The 20,342-nt window shown below is 31.2% G+C and carries 23 protein-coding genes; 4 read left to right on the forward strand and 19 right to left on the reverse strand.

Annotation, left to right across the window (positions count from 1 at the left end; translation table 11 throughout):
• Positions 1-89 precede the first annotated feature (89 nt).
• Entirely contained in the window at positions 90-1,760 is a 1,671-nt protein-coding gene (locus ACGHJ8_RS12625) for a glutamine--tRNA ligase/YqeY domain fusion protein (RefSeq protein WP_390540722.1), read from the forward strand.
• A 22-nt stretch (positions 1,761-1,782) separates the two neighbouring features.
• Here ACGHJ8_RS12625 and ACGHJ8_RS12630 read toward each other — a convergent pair whose 3' ends face one another.
• The 5 genes from ACGHJ8_RS12630 to ACGHJ8_RS12650 all read right to left on the reverse strand — a co-directional run bounded on the left by ACGHJ8_RS12630 (position 1,783) and on the right by ACGHJ8_RS12650 (position 5,862).
• Positions 1,783-2,415 (reverse strand): alpha/beta fold hydrolase, encoded by a 633-nt coding sequence (locus ACGHJ8_RS12630; RefSeq protein ID WP_390540724.1) that lies wholly within the window; start codon positions 2,413-2,415, stop codon positions 1,783-1,785.
• 6 nt (positions 2,416-2,421) lie between these two features.
• The gene (locus ACGHJ8_RS12635; protein ID WP_211962912.1) at positions 2,422-3,066 is read right to left on the reverse strand and encodes a suppressor of fused domain protein; all 645 of its coding nucleotides are present in this window, start codon (positions 3,064-3,066) and stop codon (positions 2,422-2,424) included.
• Positions 3,067-3,106: 40 nt separating this feature from the next.
• Positions 3,107-3,730, reverse strand: a complete 624-nt coding sequence (locus ACGHJ8_RS12640; RefSeq protein ID WP_390540726.1) for a GTP pyrophosphokinase family protein — start codon at positions 3,728-3,730, stop codon at positions 3,107-3,109.
• A gap of 70 nt (positions 3,731-3,800) precedes the next feature.
• The gene (locus tag ACGHJ8_RS12645) at positions 3,801-4,823 is read right to left on the reverse strand and encodes a MerR family transcriptional regulator (RefSeq protein ID WP_390540728.1); all 1,023 of its coding nucleotides are present in this window, start codon (positions 4,821-4,823) and stop codon (positions 3,801-3,803) included.
• Positions 4,810-5,862: a MerR family transcriptional regulator gene (locus tag ACGHJ8_RS12650; RefSeq protein ID WP_390540730.1), complete on the reverse strand. Its 1,053-nt coding sequence runs from the start codon at positions 5,860-5,862 to the stop codon at positions 4,810-4,812. The genes ACGHJ8_RS12645 and ACGHJ8_RS12650 overlap by 14 nt, the downstream gene beginning before the upstream one ends.
• A gap of 144 nt (positions 5,863-6,006) precedes the next feature.
• On the opposite strand from ACGHJ8_RS12650, the gene ACGHJ8_RS12655 reads away from it, so the two are divergent.
• A complete protein-coding gene (locus ACGHJ8_RS12655; protein WP_205090712.1) occupies positions 6,007-6,303 on the forward strand; it encodes a PTS sugar transporter subunit IIB in 297 nt (98 codons plus the stop codon).
• Positions 6,304-6,359: 56 nt separating this feature from the next.
• On the opposite strand, the gene ACGHJ8_RS12660 is transcribed toward ACGHJ8_RS12655, so the two are convergent.
• The 7 genes from ACGHJ8_RS12660 to ACGHJ8_RS12690 all read right to left on the reverse strand — a co-directional run bounded on the left by ACGHJ8_RS12660 (position 6,360) and on the right by ACGHJ8_RS12690 (position 11,564).
• A complete protein-coding gene (locus tag ACGHJ8_RS12660; RefSeq protein ID WP_390540732.1) occupies positions 6,360-7,349 on the reverse strand; it encodes a Gfo/Idh/MocA family protein in 990 nt (329 codons plus the stop codon).
• Positions 7,350-7,455: 106 nt separating this feature from the next.
• On the reverse strand, positions 7,456-7,809 hold the full coding sequence (locus ACGHJ8_RS12665; protein WP_390540734.1) for a hypothetical protein: 354 nt from the start codon (positions 7,807-7,809) through the stop codon (positions 7,456-7,458).
• Positions 7,810-8,045: 236 nt separating this feature from the next.
• Positions 8,046-8,249, reverse strand: coding sequence for a hypothetical protein (locus ACGHJ8_RS12670; RefSeq protein WP_390540736.1), 204 nt, complete (start codon positions 8,247-8,249; stop codon positions 8,046-8,048).
• Between the two features lie 120 nt (positions 8,250-8,369).
• A complete protein-coding gene (locus ACGHJ8_RS12675; RefSeq protein WP_390540738.1) occupies positions 8,370-9,218 on the reverse strand; it encodes a Cof-type HAD-IIB family hydrolase in 849 nt (282 codons plus the stop codon).
• Between the two features lie 150 nt (positions 9,219-9,368).
• On the reverse strand, positions 9,369-10,076 hold the full coding sequence (locus ACGHJ8_RS12680) for a helix-turn-helix domain-containing protein (RefSeq protein WP_205091113.1): 708 nt from the start codon (positions 10,074-10,076) through the stop codon (positions 9,369-9,371).
• Positions 10,077-10,167: 91 nt separating this feature from the next.
• Complete coding sequence (locus ACGHJ8_RS12685) at positions 10,168-10,821, reverse strand: HAD family hydrolase (protein WP_390540741.1); 654 nt, start codon at positions 10,819-10,821, stop codon at positions 10,168-10,170.
• Entirely contained in the window at positions 10,815-11,564 is a 750-nt protein-coding gene (locus tag ACGHJ8_RS12690) for an EFR1 family ferrodoxin (protein WP_390540743.1), read from the reverse strand. Before ACGHJ8_RS12690 ends, ACGHJ8_RS12685 begins: the two co-directional genes overlap by 7 nt.
• A gap of 220 nt (positions 11,565-11,784) precedes the next feature.
• Between ACGHJ8_RS12690 and ACGHJ8_RS12695 the strand changes: the two genes are divergently transcribed.
• Positions 11,785-12,732 (forward strand): Rpn family recombination-promoting nuclease/putative transposase, encoded by a 948-nt coding sequence (locus tag ACGHJ8_RS12695; RefSeq protein ID WP_390540745.1) that lies wholly within the window; start codon positions 11,785-11,787, stop codon positions 12,730-12,732.
• Positions 12,733-12,763: 31 nt separating this feature from the next.
• Positions 12,764-13,009, forward strand: coding sequence for a DUF4351 domain-containing protein (locus ACGHJ8_RS12700; protein WP_211962893.1), 246 nt, complete (start codon positions 12,764-12,766; stop codon positions 13,007-13,009).
• A gap of 29 nt (positions 13,010-13,038) precedes the next feature.
• Here ACGHJ8_RS12700 and ACGHJ8_RS12705 read toward each other — a convergent pair whose 3' ends face one another.
• From ACGHJ8_RS12705 to ACGHJ8_RS12735, 7 genes are all read right to left on the reverse strand, one after another.
• Positions 13,039-14,658: a CTP synthase gene (locus tag ACGHJ8_RS12705; protein ID WP_205090869.1), complete on the reverse strand. Its 1,620-nt coding sequence runs from the start codon at positions 14,656-14,658 to the stop codon at positions 13,039-13,041.
• A 104-nt stretch (positions 14,659-14,762) separates the two neighbouring features.
• Positions 14,763-15,236 carry a GNAT family N-acetyltransferase gene (locus ACGHJ8_RS12710; protein WP_390540748.1) on the reverse strand — a complete coding sequence of 158 codons (474 nt, stop codon included), beginning with the start codon at positions 15,234-15,236 and terminating at the stop codon, positions 14,763-14,765.
• A gap of 14 nt (positions 15,237-15,250) precedes the next feature.
• Positions 15,251-15,979 carry a MurR/RpiR family transcriptional regulator gene (locus ACGHJ8_RS12715; protein WP_129736517.1) on the reverse strand — a complete coding sequence of 243 codons (729 nt, stop codon included), beginning with the start codon at positions 15,977-15,979 and terminating at the stop codon, positions 15,251-15,253.
• Positions 15,980-16,033: 54 nt separating this feature from the next.
• Complete coding sequence (locus ACGHJ8_RS12720) at positions 16,034-16,672, reverse strand: RDD family protein (RefSeq protein WP_211962891.1); 639 nt, start codon at positions 16,670-16,672, stop codon at positions 16,034-16,036.
• Between the two features lie 21 nt (positions 16,673-16,693).
• Complete coding sequence (locus ACGHJ8_RS12725) at positions 16,694-17,569, reverse strand: ROK family protein (RefSeq protein ID WP_390540750.1); 876 nt, start codon at positions 17,567-17,569, stop codon at positions 16,694-16,696.
• On the reverse strand, positions 17,569-18,987 hold the full coding sequence (locus ACGHJ8_RS12730) for a 6-phospho-beta-glucosidase (protein WP_390540752.1): 1,419 nt from the start codon (positions 18,985-18,987) through the stop codon (positions 17,569-17,571). Before ACGHJ8_RS12730 ends, ACGHJ8_RS12725 begins: the two co-directional genes overlap by 1 nt.
• 2 nt (positions 18,988-18,989) lie before the next feature.
• Positions 18,990-20,330: a PTS sugar transporter subunit IIC gene (locus tag ACGHJ8_RS12735; RefSeq protein ID WP_087360492.1), complete on the reverse strand. Its 1,341-nt coding sequence runs from the start codon at positions 20,328-20,330 to the stop codon at positions 18,990-18,992.
• Positions 20,331-20,342 lie beyond the last annotated feature (12 nt).

A 20,342-nucleotide genomic window follows, 5' to 3' on the forward strand; every position in this document is an offset into this window, starting at 1 on the left:
TATACAAAACTATATCTCATGAAACTGTTTTATATTTTCAAAAAATATGGTAAACTAAAGCATATATTGAAGGAAGGTTGGTTGGACAGATGGATAATAAAGAAGTTATCAGTAAAAATTTTATTGAAAGAATTATAGATAAAGATTTAGAGGAAGGAACATATACAAAAGTAGCAACACGTTTTCCACCTGAACCTAATGGTTATTTACACATTGGTCATGCCAAGTCTATCTTATTAAATTATGGACTTGCGAAAAAATACAATGGAACATTTAATCTACGTTTTGATGATACAAATCCAACAAAAGAAAAAACAGAATTTGTAGATTCCATTATTAAAGATGTAGAATGGTTAGGTGCTCATTATGATGGAGAAGTGAAATTTGCTTCTGATTATTTTCCTCAAATGTATGAGGCAGCTATTAAATTAATCAAAAAAGGAAAGGCTTATGTTTGTGATTTAACAGCTGACCAAATCAAAGAATACCGTGGAACATTAACAGAGCCAGGAAAAAATTCACCTTATCGTGATCGTAGTGTTGAAGAAAACCTTGATTTGTTTGAAAGAATGAAAAATGGTGAATTTGAAGATGGAAGCAAAGTTCTTCGTGCAAAAATTGATATGGCTTCACCAAATATCAATATGCGTGATCCTATTATTTATAGAATTGCCAGAATGACACATCATAACACAGGTGATCAATGGTGTATTTATCCAATGTATGACTTTGCTCACCCTATTGAAGATGCGATTGAACATATTACACATTCTATCTGTACATTGGAATTCGAAGATCATAGACCTTTATATGATTGGGTTGTTCAAGAATTAGAATATCCCGAACCACCAAAACAGATTGAATTTGCAAAATTATATCTGACAAATGTCGTCACTGGAAAACGTTATATTAAACGCTTAGTTGATCAAGGTATCGTCGATGGATGGGAAGACCCACGTTTAGTCACTATTGCTGCTTTAAGAAGACGTGGATTTACACCAGAATCATTAAAGAACTTCATGGATTTAGTTGGTGTAGCAAAAAGTAACTCATCTGTTGATTATGCAATGCTTGAATATTGTATTCGTGATGATTTAAAACCAAAAGCACCTCGTGTCATGGCTGTTTTAGACCCTATTAAACTTGTGATTGATAATTATCCTGAAGGACAGGTTGAATATTTAGATGCTCAAGTGAATATGGAAAATCCTGAGTTAGGAACAAAACAAGTACCTTTCTGTAGAGAACTTTGGATTGATAGAGATGACTTTATGGAAGAACCACCTAAAAAATATTTCCGTTTATTTCCAGGAAATGAAGTGCGTTTAATGAATGCCTATTTTGTCAAATGTGTAAGTTATGAAAAAGATGCAAATGGAAACGTAACAGTTGTCCATTGTACATATGATCCAATTACTAAAAATGGAACAGGATTTACTGGTCGTAAAGTGAAAGGAACAATTCATTGGGTGCCTGTACCTTTCGCAAAGAAGGTCACTGCCAGATTATATGAAAATCTTGTGGATGAAGAAAAAGGTGTTTACAATGAAGATGGAAGCATGAATTTAAATCCAAATTCATTGACAGTTGTTGAAAACTGTTATATTGAGCCATCTATTGAAGATGCAAAACCTGGAGATTCATTCCAATTTGTAAGAAATGGATATTTCTGTGTCGATACAAAAGATTCTGCTGAAGATCATCTTGTTTTTAACAGAATCGTATCATTAAAAAGTTCATTTAAATTACCAAAAAAATAGTTTTTAAAAAGCATGAGTACGTTCATGCTTTTTGTTTTGTATAAAATGAAGAAATCTTTTGTGCTAAAAGCTGGGGATTGTCAATATTGGCTTCATGTGATGCATGTTCAATGATTTCAAAACAACTTCCATAAATATGTCCATTTAGTAATTGACATCCTTTTTTATTATGTGTATCTTTTTCACCACATAAAAGAAGTGTCGGACATTGAATAAGTTCCAAATCCTTTGAGATATTCATATGCGTCATAGATTGTACCAATGAAATAAAATCTTTCTTTTTGCTTCCCATTTTTTCAAAGGTTGATTGAGGCATCAAATGAAACATAAGATTTTGTATACCAAACAGTAAACGAGGAATCTTGTAAGGAGTACCAATGATAATAAGTGATTGAATATGTTGAGGATATGTTTTCGCAAAATCCATAGCTAAAATACCACCTAATGATAAGCCACAAAGAGAAACCTTTTCTTGAAATTGTAAACAATATTGTACAAAAGATTCAAAAAGATTTTCATAAGTAAAGTCTTGATTTTGTAAAAGTTGGTATAAAGATACTTTTTTGACTTTCATTTTCTTTTGCAGCAATAAACTTTCTACTTGATTCCAGCTTGTTTCATCCTGTCCTAAACCATGTATTAAAATATAAACCATTTGACTTTAGATTACAGATTGTCTTTGATAATCTGTGATATCTCCTATTTTTTGATATAGTTCTTTGACTGTACATTGATGATTTTGTAACGCTTGAAGTTCTTGGTTAGTTGCTCCAATGAGTTCAATAAAATCCACTTTGCCAAAAGGTGTGACAATGGTTTGAATATCCGAATCCAATGCTGTTATAAATCCCGTCAACAATGATGTTTGTTGAATATCCATACCTTCTTTTTGCCCAGTATAAATATATTCATATTCTCTAAATACTTCACCATTTTGAAAAGTGATTCTTGCAAGTGTCTGGAGAATTCCACAAATACCACTTATTTGTGCATCATCATCGCCATAACCTTTCTTTAATTTTAAAGTGAATTCCATTCCATAACCACTGATCTTTGGATCAGAAGATTCTTTTTCATAAAGTTCTGATAATCCAAAAGTCACAAAATGCCAATAATCTCCTCCATCATAAATACTTATCCCATCCAATGGATCATTGCCACCTAATTTCCAACTGACTAATGTGCCATAATGCAAAGGTTCTTTTTGATTGGGGTAGACTTTTTCACATGCTTCTACAATGGCATCCCATCCCTCTGTCATCTTGGATGATGTATCTTTTTTCTTCCATTTATCAAAGAGGCTCATACAATCCCTCCTATCCTATTTGTTTCATTATACCATAACTTTAGAAAGTATGCTTTTTTTGATAAACCTTCTGATATATTTTTTGCATTTGTAAATCTGTTAAAGCTATACGCTTTGCACACTCTTTTAACTCATCTTGAATGTCTTTAGAAACCGGTTCTTTATTTTTATAAAGAATATCATGTTCTAAACTTGCCCAACAATCCATCGCAATAGTACGAAGCTGAATTTCAACTGGTATTTTTAATAAACCTTTTTGACAATAAACACGCACCTCTACAACAAGATGTAAAGATTGATAACCACTTTCTTTAGGATAATCAATATAATTCACTTTCTTTAATAAATGAATATCTTCATGCATAATCAATAACTGAGAGATATATTGAATATCATTAATATAATGACAAATCACTCTTAATCCTGCTATGTCATGAAGATATTTTAATGATTCAATAGTCACTGGATAATGTTTACGATTCATTTTTTCTTCAATACTTTCAAGAGATTTAATTCTTGATTGAATTTGATGAATAGGACTATAACCATGAAAGCATTTTAATTCATCGTCAATAGCTTCTAACTTTGTTTGAATGAGATTTGCAGCACTACGATAAGGCTGCATGTAATCATAGTAGCTTTTATAATCTTGAAATATCTTCATTTATCATCACCAAATTTATCATAAATGATACTTATATAGAAATCATCATGTAAAAATGGGAAATATTGTGCTAATCTTTGTGCAACATATAATCTGTAATGTTGATTCCATTTTTCATGGCATATAAAATATTATCTTTATCTTCAATATAAGGAACTTTTGCTTCTAAGATTGCAGCAATATATCTTGAATCATCATCTAATGTCATAGGCCAAAAGAAATAGAACTTTTTACCATCACGAAAATGAAATTCAAAATCTGATTCATAAACTTCATAAGCGATTGGTGCACCTATATTCATATATTTAAGATTTGTATAAATACAAACTTTAGTTATATCCTCATAACGATAAAACTTCATAATATCCTTATCTTTGTCTACTAATACCGCAAGGAAATATTTAAGATTCGCTACTAACCCATTAAATTGATAATAACGAATACCCTCACTCAAAAACTCTACAGACTGATCTAAACAGTTATCTGTCATTGCTGCAAAACTTTGACGAAATGCTGTCGCAATCATTAAAATCAATAAAACAATAAACAAAACTAATAAAAGAAGAATACGCACCCATATCAAAGGAATAACCTTAGACATCCATAATGTAAACACAACCGATAAAATAGCAGAAGAAAATGCAGCAACAACCAACTGTCTTTTTGCCCATGCTTTGGTTAGCTTTCTACCTAATGATACTGCACTTGTTGTTTTTTGATAGCCAAGTTTCCAGTTTTTAGCATCAACTTCAATATTTTCTAAAGCTGGAATTAAAGGTAAATCTTTATCATGGTAGTTATCAATTGTCTTTTTCACTTCTTTTAAACTTTCTATTTGATGTTCTAGATGTATTTGATTGACTTTTAAACACTCATGAAAATCTAATTCACCATTTATAATTGCTTTAACATCATCTATAGAAATATCTAACCCTCTTAAAAACTTCACTAATTTTAATGTTTGAATATCTTCATCACTATAATTACGATAACCATTGCTATCTCTTTGAGGTGTAACCAACCCTTCTTTTTCATAATAACGAATAGTATGTTTTGAAAGTTTTAATTCCTTCTCTAAATCACTTGTTTTCATATCCCTTATCCTCACTATTATTTTTACTCATCATATAATCAGTTATATTTAAACCATTTTTCATGGCATATAAAACGTTATCTTTATCTTCTATACAAGAAACTTTTGCTTCTAAAATAGCCCCAATATATCTGGCATCATCGTCCAAAATCATTGGATAGTAGAAATAAAATTTTTGACCATCACAAAATTCAAATTCAAAATCAATCACATCATTTTCATAAGCTATAGGTGATGCTATTTTCATGTAACGTTTTTTCACATACATTGATACTTTACGAATATCTTCATAACGATAATATTTCATATATTGTTTATCTTTTCCTCGTAGTACAGCAAAGAAATATTGAATGTTTCTGATTGGATTTTTAAACTGATAGTAACGTATCCCACTCTCAAAAAACTCTACAGATTGATTTAAAGTCAAATCAATCATAGCACTACTTGTCATCTTATAAGAAAAAGCTATGATTATCAGTTCTACTAATACATAAATCATCATGTAAATAAGAAATCTTAATCCTACTGAATCAATCATTGCGATAAAGACCATAGAAATAAGAAATGCCATCAAAGCTCCTATAACCATATTATAAATCATTTGTCTTTTCGCCCATGCTTTTGTCAGCTTTCTACCTAATGATACAGCATTCGTTGTTTTTTGAATACCCAGTGTCCAATGATGTGTTGTTTCTTGAATATCCTGTAAAGCTGGAATTAAAGGTAAGTCTTTATCATGATAATTATCAATTGTTTTTTTCACTTCCTTTAAACTTTCTATTTGATGATCTAAATGTATTTGATTCATTTTTAAACATTCATGAAAATCCAGATTGCCATGAATAATCGCTTTAACATCGTCTATAGAGATATTTAAACTTCTTAAAAACTTTACTAATTTTAATGTCTGTAAATCTTCATCACTATAATGGCGATAACCATTATCATCTCTTTGAGGTGTAATCAATCCCTCTTTTTCATAATAACGAAGTGTATACTTGCTTAATCCTAATTCTCTTTCTAAATCGCTTGTTTTCATTACTTTCGCCTTCTTTCTATCTTTATTTAACACTATGGAGTGACTCTACAGTCAATAATTTTTTTCATTTGATTGAAGTTTTTTCACTTTTTTTCGCAATATGATAAAATAATAATATAAATAAACATAGAAAGGAGAAATCTTATGAAAATTTTATTATGTTGTAAAGCTGGTGTCACTTCTAATATGTTTGCCTCTGCCTTAAAAGATGAAGCTTCTAAAAAAGATATGGAAGTCATTATTTGGGCAACTGCAGAAACAATGATTGAATATTCTATTGAACAAGCCGATGTGATTTTAGTGACGCCACAACTTAAGAGTTCTGTATCAAAGTTTGAAGACCTTGCAAAAGCTGGAACACCTGTTATTTTAATTAGTGATGACGACTTTGTTCAATTCAATGCCAAAAAGGTACTTGAAGAAGCTTTAGCTCAAGTTTAGAGCTATTTCTATTATATCATATTATAAAAATAACTACCCTATGTTGGTAGCTATTTTTATAATATATGATCAGCAGGAAAAATGATTCCTGCTTTTTGTCTTGCGATAGTGAGAATTTGACTAACTACTAAACTTTGTTCTAACATTTTATAACATTGTTTTAAATCATGATTTTGACATATTTTTATAAAGCTTTGCCATTCTTCATACATCACATGCTGGTGACCAGCATCGATAATATCAGATGTGCCATCATTTTTGATAAGCTTGACTTCTTGAATAAGACTCACAGGACTTTCAATGCATAGACTTCCTTTTGTCCCTTGTATGATATTAAAAGAGGGAGTCTGTTTATCCTTTGCTGCCATACAAATACATTGAAAATGTGGATAATGTAAGATGAAAACACCTGATGTATCAATATGTTGTTCAATATGAGGATAATATTGTATATCTATAGGTTCTCCAAATAATCCCACAATAAAATGGATATGATAAACCTGTAGATCCATCAAAGCTCCACCAGATTTTTTATAATCAAAAACAGGTAAAATATGCCCTTTCATAAATTCATCATAGCGAGAGGAATATTGACAAAATTGGAGGGATACTAATTTTATATCTCCTAAATCATGAAGATGATTTTTAATATAAGTATACTGAGATAAATACTGATTTGTAATCGCCTCAAAAATAAATAATTGATTTTTAACAGCCAAATCTTTTAATTCTTTAGCTTCTTGATAGTTTGATGTCATTGGTTTTTCAATAATCACATGTTTATGATGTTCTAATGCTTTTTTAGCAAATTCATAATGTAAATGATTAGGAACAGCAATATAAATTACTTCTATTTCATGATCATTTAATAAATCATCATAATTTGTAGAATAATGTTTAAATTTATGTTCTTGAACTAGTCTTTTTAATTTGTCTTGACTTCTTAACGTTCCTGAAATATGGATACATTGTATATCATCCAACTCATGAATAAAAGAAAGCAATTCATCGACAATCTTCCCACTTCCAATGATACCTAGCTTCATTATATGTTCACCATCCTTTAGTCTTATCATAACATAAGTCTATTGACCTACAAATAAAAAAGAGAGCATAAAAATGTTCCCTAGAATATCATTTGAATAAAATAAACTATTTATTCATATTATTTTCTTTTCTTCCTTTTAATATAGCATAAATCAGATTAATAACATATTCTGCTGAAAAAACCTCTATTAATCCATCCATATCTTGATTTTCTGGTGTATAAAACAATAGAGAATCTTGATTCATATTTAATAACTGTTGATGATGACTTCCCATAAGTGAAACTGTATAAATATGGTTTTGTAATAAATATTCTGTAATTTCATATATCTGTAATTGAGAAGCATTTAAACAAATAACAATAGAAACATTATTTTTAGAAGTATTTTTAACATATTTTTGATTAAATGTATCATGTAAAGTTGTGAGTAATCCTAAAGATTGAAGTCTATAAACCAATTGCTTTCAAATAATATCATCTATTCCAATAGCATATACATCTATATATGTTGCATTTAATAAACGATTACAAATTCTTGTAATGACATTTTTATCTAATAAAACATTTGTTTTTGTCATAGATAAATCATAAATCTGATAAAGTGTTGTTTGTACATTTTCAAAGCTTGTAAAATATTGACTAAAATTTTGTGTATAGATATCTTGTATTTTAAAAAGCTCATTTCTTTCAATATTTAAAGTAGATATAAATTCACGATATGTCCTAAACCCAAGTTTTTATAAAATCTCATAACTGAAGCTTGTGAAGTATAACTTCTTTTTCCTAATTCAATACTTGTCATTGCTGATATATCATTATTTTGATCAAGAATAAATTTTTTGATTTGTTTTTCTGATTCTGTCAAATTATGCGTATCCATTTGTTTTTCAATAATCATTTTACATCACTTACTGTCTTTTAAAACACTTACATACAACACTATAGAACACTCATTATTAAAAATGTTCATAGGTTTCACCTCATGAACATTATAATCAATATTTTATGAATGCACAATTTATTTTATTTCTGGCATATATTTATAAATAGCTGCTGCAATACCATCTTCATCATGAGATAAAGTCACATCATCAGCAATAGCTTTCAAATCATCTACAGCATTTGCCATAGCTATTCCAATTCCTGCATATTGAATCATAGAAGCATCGTTATGTCCATCTCCAAAAGCCATCATTTCTTCTTGTTTGTATCCCATTGGTTTTAAAACAGTATCTAATGCTTTGGCTTTATCAATGCCTTGTGCTGTAAATTCAAAATAAAATGGTCCAGTAAACATACAACTTAATGTATCTTTAAATGGTGCTTCCATTTCTTGATAGTGTGCCTGTAAATATTCTGGATCTGAAGTTGTTAAAATTTTATTTAATGGAAAATCTACAAACTCTGCTAAATCATCAACTTCACATAATTTAAACTTTCCACCACGTGATTCATATTCCATCACATTGAAAGGTTTGCCATTAAACTGAATATAATTATCATAGACATTTGTTACATACATATAATCATCTTTATCAATCATTGGACGTACACGATCAAATTTTTTCATATGTTCTAAAACGGCCTTTGCTTCTTCAACAGTTAAAGCCTGATTAAATAAAACTTCTTCTGTTTGACAATCTACGACCTTTGATCCATTATAACAAACCAATAAACCATTATGTTTATCCATTTCTAACTCTTTTGCTAAATCTCTTAATCCAGATGTTGGTCTACCTGAAGCTAAAATTAAAATGACTCCCTTTTCTTGTACCTTTAACAAAGCTTCTTTTGTTTTTGGTGTCACTATTTTCTGACTATTTGTGAGTGTCCCATCAACATCCATTATGATTACTTTTATTGACATAAATTCTTCCTCCTTCATTACGGGTTCATTTTATCATTCTTCTCATATCCCTCTCAACAAAACGAACAAAAGATGAAAAAAATGTCAAAAAATAATCAAATTATTTTGATTGATGCGAAAAGTCTATCAAAGAATTGACCTTCAATGCTCTCATGACTTTTTTTGATAAGTCCATATTCTATCAACTTCATTATGAAACCTCATGACATATAACCAATGAAATAAAAACATATTCAAAAATATATTCACAAAAGCAACCAACCAGGCACTTTCATAGACATAGAAAACAAGAAAATAGATAAACCCTGATAAAGCAATGATAATAGGTATAAAAATCATATTATATATTATAAGATTAATAGCTATTGTTTCTTGCATATATTGAAAATGCGTCTTAAGATGTTTTAGCAGCAATAAGAGCATCACAATCACAAAAATTATTATAATAGGATCAAAGAAAAATGATTTTCCAAATTCTAAAAGGATATGCAAGAAATCTTCAGTAACTTGACCATACCACCCCTGATTATAAGCAATGATAATCATCAAAATACTGACAATATTAAAAACAAAATTCACAACATGATAATTCATGTTATTCATGATTGCATATTTATTTTTCAAAAATCTGGATTTTTGTTGAGTGACTTGCCTTTCACCATTTAAAATTTCATCAACATTCACTTGAAAATATTTTGCCATATCAATAATGACATCATAATCAGGCATATTCTTGCCAGTTTCCCAGCGTGATACAGTTCTATGATTGACACCTAATATTTGAGCTAATTCTTCTTGAGTTAAAGAATGACTTTGACGCAATTCTTTAATAAAGCTTCCAATCTTTTTTTGATTCATACGCTTCATCTCCTTTGTTATATCGTATCATTTTTACATAAAAATGGACACGACACAAACTGAGAATAAAGAAAAAAGCCCTTAAAAAGGACTATAAATATTCGAAAACATCTAATAATGTATCAATACATGTTACTTCAGGATCTTGAATGTCCTTATGTCCAATCAAGAATGCTCTCATTCCAACACTTTTCGCTGATTGCATATCTTTATTATAACTATCACCAATATACACAGCTTCTGAAGGTTTTAGTTTAGTAATTTCTAATGCTTTTTCAAACATTTCTTTTGCTGGTTTATAATAATGTGTTGTTTCACTTGAAATAATTCCTTTAGGTTCTAATTCAAGATTTTTCATACTTTCTTCTACATAACATATATCATTATTCGTAATAATATAGATAGGTAATGGACATTGTTCAAAAAAATCATAAGAATCATCATAGGCTGGTGTATGAATCCAATGTTGTACCAGCAAATCACAATACTGATGACTATCTCCCTGTAATCCAATTTCATCTTTTATACACTCAAATGCCTCTAAAGATATATCATACTCACTTTTATAGTTATCTCCATTATATTTTGCAAGCAGTTCATCATGTTTCTGATACCATAAATCAGCCAGCTTTTGAGGGTCTTTTTCATTTGAATTCTGAACACACATATCCATCAGTTTTTCTAACCACTCACTCTGCTCATATACTAATGTCCCCATATGGTCAATAAATATTGCCTTTAACATAATGATCCTCCTATCAATTCACTTTGTTTATCAATTGTACAAACTTTTTGAATTTTCATACGTGTCGCTTCAACCTGCTTGTCATCACATATTCTTGCTTTGAATGGACAGATAGAAATACAACGCATACAAGAAATGCATAAACTTTCATTTGTTGTTTCCAAATGTTGTAAATCAATGGCTTCTACAGGACAAAGTTTAGCACATAATCCACACTTTGTACACTGCGATGTCACCAAAGGCTTCAAACCACCTCGAAAGATTTTATAAGGTCTATGTCCTGGAACTTCAATGGGATGTAAATCTCTTTTTAAAGTTTCAACCAATGATTGTATATATTCAAAATCTTTCGCATTCGGTCTACCGTGTGCAAACTCATGAACAATTGAATGTTCACAAACAATTGCCATTGCTCCTACACATATAAACCCTAATGGCTGCAAAGTATCTTTGAGTTCTATGAATGTATCATCATAATGTCTATTCCCATAAGTCACAACAAGAATAACAGGTGTCTGATTGGCTTTAAATTGTTTTAAACGCTCAATTGCTATAGTAGGAACTCGCCCGCCATAAGAGGGTACACCTACAATGCATAAATCTTGATGAGAAAAAACATGTCTTGCAATATGAGGATTTGATAAATCATATTCATACACTTTTTCTTGCCATTGTTTTCCTATAAAACGAACAACCTTTTGCGTGCTTCCTGTTCCACTGAAATAGATTAATTGAATAGCCATGACGCATCCCTCCATACATATGACTATTTTATCATATTTTTTAAGACTTTCCATTAACAAATCCCCAATATTCAAAAAATCATTATTCATCTTTAAATATATGCTTTTAGCAATCTTTGTGTTATAATATGTCTGTATGATGAAAATATTTTAAAAATTTCTCTGAAAAAAAAGAAAAATCCGTTTTTTCTGTATATATGAATAATAGGAGGTATTATTCATGTCTAAGAAAAATTATATGCTCAGAAAGATTTTTGATATTCGCATCAGATCCCTATTCAAAAACTGTCATGTCACTGCTGATTTTATCAATGGTATCCTTTTCTATGAAAACGCTGTGATCCATTATGACGACATCTCCCTGTCCGATTCCAATCTCGATTCCCACCTTCCTAATCAAAACATCACCAGAGAACGTGAACGTGACAACATCTATCTTGTCAACATTGATGGCACAGAATGTCTGATTGGCATAGAGCATCAATCCCAGATTGATCATGGCATGTTCCAAAGAACAAGAGAATATGATGAGATGAACTACCTTCAGCAGTTCAATCTCTATCGCTCCACTCATCAGATGATTAAGGGTGTCATGACATTTGTTGTCTACTATGGGCAGAAGAAGTGGAAAGCTCCCAGAACATACGAGGACATGATGAACCCTATGCCTCCTGCCTTAAAGGATTATATGAATGCTGCATCCTATCCGCTCATTGAAATGAGATACCTCGATCTAGAGAGATTTCATAGCCAGGAGCTTAAGGAGCTAATCATAGGATTAAGGTATTTATACAATCATCAATATGATGAAGATCATGATATCACAATCAGCCACGACATTGCAGTCACAATCGCAGCACTGACAAAGAACACACAGATTTATGAAAAGGTAAAGGAGGAAAAAATTGATATGTGTCAAGCTATCAGAGATTATGGAAAAGAGAACCTAAACAAAGGGAAATCTATTGGAAGAACTGAAGGTATTAACATTGGGAGAAATGAAGGCATCATCCAAACTTTAATCAAACTACTCAAATCAAAGTTAGGACATCTTTCAAAAGACACCCTTGCAACAATTCAGTCATGCACTCAAGAACAACTTGATTCACTAACAGTACATATATTTGATATTCATAATGAAGAAGATATTCTACATTATTTACAATGAAGTTAATTTAAATATCAAGGAGAAAATTGATATGTGTCAAGCTATCAGAGATTATGGAAAAGAGAACCTAAACAAAGGGAAATCTATTGGAAAAGCTATTGGAAGAAGTGAGGGTATCATTCAAACTTTAATTAGACAACTCAAATCAAAGTTAGGACATCTTTCAAAAGACACCCTTGCAACAATTCAGTCATGCACTCAAGAACAACTTGATTCACTAACAGTACATATATTTGATATTGACAGCGAAAAAGATATTCTACATTATTTACAATGAAGTTCATAAACGTAGATAAAAAGAACATTCTATTTTTGAATGTTCTTTTTATCATATTTTTGATGGTAAGCTGCTGTAATCAAGCCTTGAAATAAAGGTTCACTACGATTTGGTCTTGAAGAAAATTCCGGATGGAATTGACATGCTACAAAATAAGGATGATCTTTTAATTCAATAATTTCTACAAGATTTCTTTCTGGATTCTTTCCTGAAACAACTAATCCATGTTGTTCAAGAATATCTTTATATTTATTATTAAATTCATAACGATGTCTATGTCTTTGTTGAATCAATTCTTTCCCATATAAATCATAAGCACGACTACCCTTTAATAATTCACAATCATAATTTCCTAATCTTTGTGTACCACCCATATCATCTAATGTTTGATCACTCATCAAATGAATTAACGGTGTTTCACACATATCATCAAATTCGATAGAATTAACATCTGGTAAATGACATACATTTCTTGCAAATTCAATAGATGCCAACTGCATTCCTAAACAGATACCTAAAAACGGAATTTTTTCTTCTCTAGCATAACGAATAGCCTTAATCATACCTTCAATGCCACGTTGTCCAAAACCACCCGGCACTAAAATGCCATCCGCTCCTGCTAATATATCTGCTACATTATCATCATTAATTTCTTCAGCATTAATCCAATCAATATGAACAATACTATTTTCATAATATCCTGCATGACGCAAGGCTTCATTAACCGATAAATAAGCATCAGGTAATTGTACATATTTTCCAACCATCTTAATAGTCAATTCCTTGTTTAATCCTTTGACACGTTCAATAAGCTGTTGCCATTCTGTCATATCAGCTTTTGGAGCTGTCATTCTTAAATGATCTAATACCAAATCATCCATATGCTGTTCTAATAACATCATTGGTAATTCATATAAAACATCTACATCATAATTAGAAATAACTGCTTCTACAGGAACATTACAGAATAAAGAAATTTTTTCTTTTAATTCCTGATCAATATGTTTTTCACTACGACAAACAATAATATCTGGTTGTATTCCATAGCCTCTTAATTCTTTAACACTATGTTGTGTTGGTTTTGTTTTCACTTCATGACTAGCACCAATATATGGAAGCAATGTTGTATGTATATAAAGAGTATTTTTATATCCGATATCTAAACGGACTTGTCTAATGGCTTCAATAAAAGGTAAACTTTCAATATCTCCAACTGTCCCGCCAATTTCAGTAATCACAATATCAGCCTGACTACTTTTAGCTGCTGCATAGATTTTAGCCTTAATCTCATTGGTAATATGGGGTACAACCTGTACAGTTGCTCCTAAATAATCTCCACGACGTTCTTTAGAAATGACATCGCTATAAATTCTTCCTGTTGTAATAGATGAACTACGATTCAATTCTTCATCAATAAAACGTTCATAATGTCCTAAATCCAAGTCTGTTTCGGCACCATCTGTCGTCACAAAAACTTCACCATGTTGAAATGGCGACATTGTTCCCGGATCCACATTAATATAAGGATCAAGCTTTTGCATAAAGACTTTTAATCCTCTTTGTTTAAGCAATCTCCCTAAAGATGCAGCTGTCAATCCTTTTCCTAATCCCGAAACAACTCCACCTGTCACAAATATAAATTTAGCCATTTTCACTATCTCCTTTCTCAAATAAAAATGCACTCCAGCGGAAAGCCTGAGTGCCCTTTCTTATTCTAGCAAAAATTATTTATCAAAGCAATTATTTTTTCTTATTATTGTAATAATCTTTCAAAATCATCATCAGTCAATCGATATACTGTCCACTCATCCATTGGCTTTGCTCCTAAAGATAGATAGAAATCAATACTTGATTGATTCCAATCCAGACACCACCATTCCATTCTTCCACAGCCTCTTTCTTTAGCAATCCTTACAAGTTCCTTAATCGTTGCTTTTCCATATCCATGACCTCTATATTCTGGTTTAATATACAAATCTTCCAAATATAAACCCGCTCTGCCTAAGAAAGTTGAAAAATTATGAAAAAACAAAGCAAACCCAATTCTATGATGATCCTTCACAACAAAAATCACTTCAGCTATCTTATAATCAAATAACCATTGTTCCAATAATGCTTCATTTGCAATCACTTCATGTTCTAACTTCTCATAACGTGCCAACTCTTTAATAAACTGCAAAATAACAGGTACATCTTTTCTTTTGGCATTTTCAAATTCAATATCCATCATATACTCCTTTTTTAAATAATCCCATATTCTTCTAATGTATCAGCTAAACTTTCTAAAATATAAATTACTGGAACCTGTGTTGCTGAACTATAAAAATCCTCATTTCTTGAACTTGGTACATAATAACAGATAGCTAAATCTGCCATTTTTGCTCCTGAAGACGAAGCACTGTTGGTTATAATAATCACTTGTACTCCACATCTTTTTAACAACATGATTCTTTGAATCATTTCATCCGTTTCACCAGATACACTTAAAACGATTGCACAGTCATGATGATTATACATCCCATGTACACGCATACTAAAATCATCACACACAACACTTCTTTTCCCTTTACGATTAAACAAATACGCTCCTGCTTTAGCTATAGCTCCTGAAATACCTACACCCCAAAACATCACCTCTTTGGATTGAGCAATTATTTGTGTTGCTTGATGAATACTTTGATTAAATTCATCATTATCAACTTTTTGAAAATAATCCAAAATATAATTTAATTTGTTCTCTTTATGATGTAAGTGATTTTTATTTTCCATTTTAATAGCTGTTTTCCATTCCACAAAACCATCATAACCTATCTTTTGAGCAGTACGTGTAATCATCGAAGGAGAAACATGAATGACTTCAGCTATATCTTTTAATTTCAGCTTAACAACTTCATCACGATGTGCTTCTACATAATGATAAATAGACATTTCTAAATCATTTAAAGTATTTAATTTTTCTATTGTTACCATCAAAACACCTCCTCAAGAAAAAAACTGAACACTTAAGTTCAGTTTAAATAAATTTTATGAAAGTTTCAATTTCTTTTTACGAATTTTTTTATTCTTCTTTACTTCATAAGTATATTGAGGTGATTTAATATCAACAACTAAAGTTTTTGCGACAATATCATGCAAAGATTTCTTAGATTTGAATACAAAAACACAAATTACTGAAATCAAACTAATAACAACACCAATATAAGCATATAATGAAGCAAAATTAAATCCTGTCATGACATTAATCATCTGATGCAACATATTGCTTGCAGTATAAATACTTCCTTCAACAAGTAAAATCATGACACCTTGTCTAAGCAGAATTTGTTTCATTGTGACATCATCATAATGATCACCAACTATTTTTAATCCTAATATTTTTTTACCTAATGTTTGCCCCTTTGTATATAATGGAATCCCAATATAATATAACAAGCTTACAGAAAATGACAAGCCTCCTGCAATCAGTTGATAAGGTTGTTCAAAGATGGTAATCACTTGTGGTATATATGAAGCATCCTCATGTAATGACATATAAAGTAAAATAAGGGGAATAGATGCCAGCAATCCTCCAACATACCAGTCAATAGCGTAAGCTATAAATCTTTTGATATAACTTGTCTGATTCTTGGATTCATTTTTCAATTCATTAAAATAGTTTTTCATCTCACATCTATTCCTTTCCTTTTATTTTTGATTTAAAAACTGATATAAAGCTCCTACAAGATTCGCATCATTACGATAATAACATGGTTCAATAACCGGTTTTACATAATAATCATTATTCTCAAATATTTCATCATTAACCTGTTGAATATATTCAAAGAGAAGTGGTTGGGCACTAATACCTCCACCTATGACAAATTTTTCTGGATCTAAAACACATTGTAAACTATAAATTCTTTTGACAAGGATTGTCACAAAATCCTTGATTGCTTTTTGTACTTCAAGATGACCTTGATTTGCCATTTCAAAGATTTCAATACCAGTATATTCCTGTTGGGTACTTAGACGCTTTTGCACACGTTTTAATAATCCTAAAATACCATTTGTTGCCCACCAGAAATCTTCCCCATCTATACCATGAGAAAAAATCATTGAAAACTCACCACCAAAGAAGTGTTTTCCATATTGTACTTCACCTTGATGAATAACACACCCACCAACGGCTGTTCCTAAAACAATGACAACACCATCTTCAACATCCTGAAGATTCCCAAATCCAAGTTCAGCTGCTCCAGCACATTTAGCATCATTACCAATAGTTATAGGGCATGGACAACGTTGCTGTAATTTTTCTTTCATAGGAATATCTCGAATATAAGATAATGCCCCTCCAGTAAAACAATAGCCCTTTTGAGGATCAATAATTCCCGGCATAGAAAGAGCAATCCCTTCAATACCACCTTTATAATCATCATAAAGCTGTCCTATCGTTTCAATAAAATGTTCCAATGTGTCCTGAGGTGTAGGTGTTGATCCTCGTTCATATATTTGAGCTTGTTCATCCATTAAAGCATATTTAATAGAACTTCCACCCACATCTAAAACAAGATATTTCACTATAGCTTATCTCCTTGACTGGCAATGACTTGTTTATACCATTCAAAAGAATCTTTTTTATAACGTTTTAAAGTTCCAGAACCATCATTGTTTTTATCTACATAAATAAAACCATAACGCTTTTTCATCTCACCTGTAGAAAAGCTTACACAATCTATACAACCCCAAACAGTATAACCTAAAACATCAACACCATCTATTTCAATAGCTTTTTTCATTTGTTCAATATGTTCTTTTAAATAATTAATACGATATTGATCATGAACTTGATTACTATCTTCTAAAACATCAATAGCTCCAAAACCATTTTCAACAATGAAGGTAGGAAGTTGATAACGATCATAAAGCCAGTTTAAAGTATATCGTAGTCCTTTGGCATCAATTGGCCATCCCCATTTTGTCTTTGAAATATATGGATTATCACATAAATCAGTTGCTTCATTATAATCTAAATATTCATTACCATCACCTTTTGTAGTAAAAGACATGTAATAACTAAAACCAATATAATCTACACAACCATCTTTTAAAGTAGCTATGTCTTCTTCTGTGATATCAAGATGATAACCTTTACGTTTAAAGAATGATTGCATATAAGCTGGAATCTTTCCACGTGCATGAATATCAAGATACCAGAAACGTTTATGATTCGCTCCAACAGCCTTTAACATATCATCCGGACTACAAGAATAAGGATAAATAGGTGTCATTGCCATCATACAACCAACCATAAAATCCGGATTAATATCATGAGCAATTTTCACTGCCTTCGCACTGGCAATCAATTCATATAGACTGGCCTGATAAACAATTTCTTCTTTATCTTCGCCTTCTTGAAAGAGAATTCCAGAATTTGTTAATACAGAAATATCAGATTGATAATTGGCTTGATTATTAATTTCATTAAATGTCATCCAATATTTCACTTTATCTTTATATCTTTCAAAACAAACTCTTGCAAATCTTTCAAAGAAAGTGATTAACTGTCGATTTCTCCATCCGCCATATTTTGTAACTAAACCATAAGGCATTTCAAAATGTGATAATGTAATTACAGGTTGAATATCATTTTTAAGTAATTCATCAAACAAATCATCATAGAATTTCAATCCTGCTTCATTAGGCTGTTCTTCATCACCTTGAGGAAAAATTCTTGCCCACGAAATAGAAGTTCTAAAACATTTAAATCCCATTTCTTTAAACAATGCAATGTCTTCTTTATAACGATGATAAAAATCAATGGCTTCATGATTTGGATAAAATTCATTTTCATCAATGACAGGTGTAATCTTTCTTGGACTGGCATGGCTACCTACAGTCATAATATCTGATACATTGATACCTTTGCCACCATCACGCCATCCACCTTCAACTTGATGGGCGGCAACTGCACCGCCCCATAAAAAACTAGCTTTCATCTTTATTCACCTTCACCAGCTTGTTCTGCCTTAACAGCTGCTCTTGTACTTGCCATAACAAATGGTAAATAAATGACTGTACTAATAGCTACACAGACAAATCCAATGACGAGTGCCATAATACTTGTTGCTCCCGAACCTAAAAATGGAATCAAGAATCCCGGTGTTGTCCAAGCTACACTATAAGCAACCGGTGGTATGATTTGAATCACTTCAACACAGAACCATCCAAAAATATTACATACAACTGGTGCTAAAATAAATGGAACCATATACATAGGATTCATAACAAGTGGGAAACCAAAAATAATTGGCTCATTGATGTTAAATAATCCCGGTGCTAAAGACATCTTCGCAATTTGATATTGTGCTTTATTTTTACGTCCAGCAATAAACATCGCAATAATCAAACCTAGAGTTGCTCCTGAACCACCTGTATTACCAAATGCATCATTGATTGATCCCCAGTTGACTGGATAAGGGGCACCCCATGCCGTTCCATTGGCAGCAACATAAGCTAAGTTGGCATTGGCTTGTTCTGTGAAAATAACAGAACGCAATGCATTTAATGTATTTGGTCCATGAATACCTAATACCCATAAGAATTGTTGTACCACAACAAATGTTAATATTGTTCCCATTGAACTTCCTAAAGATGTTAATGGTGCCTGAATTGCATTATAAATAAGCACTTGAATACCATCAGCTGTAATTTTACCAAAAATAAAGTTAATCACACCAGTTAATCCAAGTACAATCATAATAGGAATTAATAAGTTAAATGATTTAGAAACAGCTGGTGGAACCATTGCTGGCATAGAAATTCTTAATTTAGAATTACGTCCTAAACGTGTCAAAATTTCAGCAACAAATAAACCAACAAATAAAGCAACAAATAGACCTTGTGCTCCTAAATAAGTGGTTGTTAAACCTGCACCAGATTCATCAGCAAAAGCTCTTGAAGCAGGATACAAAATGAAATATGCAGAAAGAGATGTTACACCACATAAAACTTTATCTCCTTCCATTTCTTCAGCTAATTGATAGGCTGTTAAAAAAGCAATTAAAACAGCTAAGATATTTGTTGTCCCGTTAATAACTGAATTGAGGACTGCCTGATATTCAGCTAAATTAGGAATCAAATCTCCTAAATGAAGCAAACTTGCAATGAATCCATTTGGATCTAATAAAACATTGTTAATCAATAAAACCATTGACCCTGCCATTGTCAGTGGGAATGATAATGTAAATGCATCACGCACTGCAGCGACATGTCTTTGACCATTGATTTTAGCAGCAAATGGAACAAAGAACTTTTCCATTGTTGCCTGTAACTTGTCCATAATTTTTCCTCC

The organism is Massiliimicrobium timonense (assembly GCF_042850985.1).
Lineage (GTDB): Bacteria > Bacillota_I > Bacilli_A > Erysipelotrichales > Coprobacillaceae > Allocoprobacillus.

Excerpts from the sequence above, each read along its gene's own strand:
- ACGHJ8_RS12690 (WP_390540743.1), bottom strand. The coding sequence starts at position 11,564 with ATGGCTATTCAATTAATCTATTTCAGTGGAACAGGAAGCACGCAAAAG.
- ACGHJ8_RS12705 (WP_205090869.1), bottom strand. The coding sequence starts at position 14,658 with ATGGCTAAATTTATATTTGTGACAGGTGGAGTTGTTTCGGGATTAGGA.
- ACGHJ8_RS12710 (WP_390540748.1), bottom strand. The coding sequence starts at position 15,236 with ATGGATATTGAATTTGAAAATGCCAAAAGAAAAGATGTACCTGTTATT.
- ACGHJ8_RS12670 (WP_390540736.1), bottom strand. The coding sequence starts at position 8,249 with ATGATTATTGAAAAACAAATGGATACGCATAATTTGACAGAATCAGAA.
- ACGHJ8_RS12635 (WP_211962912.1), bottom strand. The coding sequence starts at position 3,066 with ATGAGCCTCTTTGATAAATGGAAGAAAAAAGATACATCATCCAAGATG.
- ACGHJ8_RS12625 (WP_390540722.1), top strand. The coding sequence starts at position 90 with ATGGATAATAAAGAAGTTATCAGTAAAAATTTTATTGAAAGAATTATA.
- ACGHJ8_RS12735 (WP_087360492.1), bottom strand. The coding sequence starts at position 20,330 with ATGGACAAGTTACAGGCAACAATGGAAAAGTTCTTTGTTCCATTTGCT.
- ACGHJ8_RS12660 (WP_390540732.1), bottom strand. The coding sequence starts at position 7,349 with ATGAAGCTAGGTATCATTGGAAGTGGGAAGATTGTCGATGAATTGCTT.
- ACGHJ8_RS12640 (WP_390540726.1), bottom strand. The coding sequence starts at position 3,730 with ATGAAGATATTTCAAGATTATAAAAGCTACTATGATTACATGCAGCCT.
- ACGHJ8_RS12655 (WP_205090712.1), top strand. The coding sequence starts at position 6,007 with ATGAAAATTTTATTATGTTGTAAAGCTGGTGTCACTTCTAATATGTTT.
- ACGHJ8_RS12695 (WP_390540745.1), top strand. The coding sequence starts at position 11,785 with ATGTCTAAGAAAAATTATATGCTCAGAAAGATTTTTGATATTCGCATC.
- ACGHJ8_RS12675 (WP_390540738.1), bottom strand. The coding sequence starts at position 9,218 with ATGTCAATAAAAGTAATCATAATGGATGTTGATGGGACACTCACAAAT.
- ACGHJ8_RS12730 (WP_390540752.1), bottom strand. The coding sequence starts at position 18,987 with ATGAAAGCTAGTTTTTTATGGGGCGGTGCAGTTGCCGCCCATCAAGTT.
- ACGHJ8_RS12650 (WP_390540730.1), bottom strand. The coding sequence starts at position 5,862 with ATGAAAACAAGCGATTTAGAAAGAGAATTAGGATTAAGCAAGTATACA.
- ACGHJ8_RS12715 (WP_129736517.1), bottom strand. The coding sequence starts at position 15,979 with ATGGTAACAATAGAAAAATTAAATACTTTAAATGATTTAGAAATGTCT.
- ACGHJ8_RS12700 (WP_211962893.1), top strand. The coding sequence starts at position 12,764 with ATGTGTCAAGCTATCAGAGATTATGGAAAAGAGAACCTAAACAAAGGG.
- ACGHJ8_RS12630 (WP_390540724.1), bottom strand. The coding sequence starts at position 2,415 with ATGGTTTATATTTTAATACATGGTTTAGGACAGGATGAAACAAGCTGG.
- ACGHJ8_RS12680 (WP_205091113.1), bottom strand. The coding sequence starts at position 10,076 with ATGAATCAAAAAAAGATTGGAAGCTTTATTAAAGAATTGCGTCAAAGT.
- ACGHJ8_RS12685 (WP_390540741.1), bottom strand. The coding sequence starts at position 10,821 with ATGTTAAAGGCAATATTTATTGACCATATGGGGACATTAGTATATGAG.
- ACGHJ8_RS12720 (WP_211962891.1), bottom strand. The coding sequence starts at position 16,672 with ATGAAAAACTATTTTAATGAATTGAAAAATGAATCCAAGAATCAGACA.
- ACGHJ8_RS12645 (WP_390540728.1), bottom strand. The coding sequence starts at position 4,823 with ATGAAAACAAGTGATTTAGAGAAGGAATTAAAACTTTCAAAACATACT.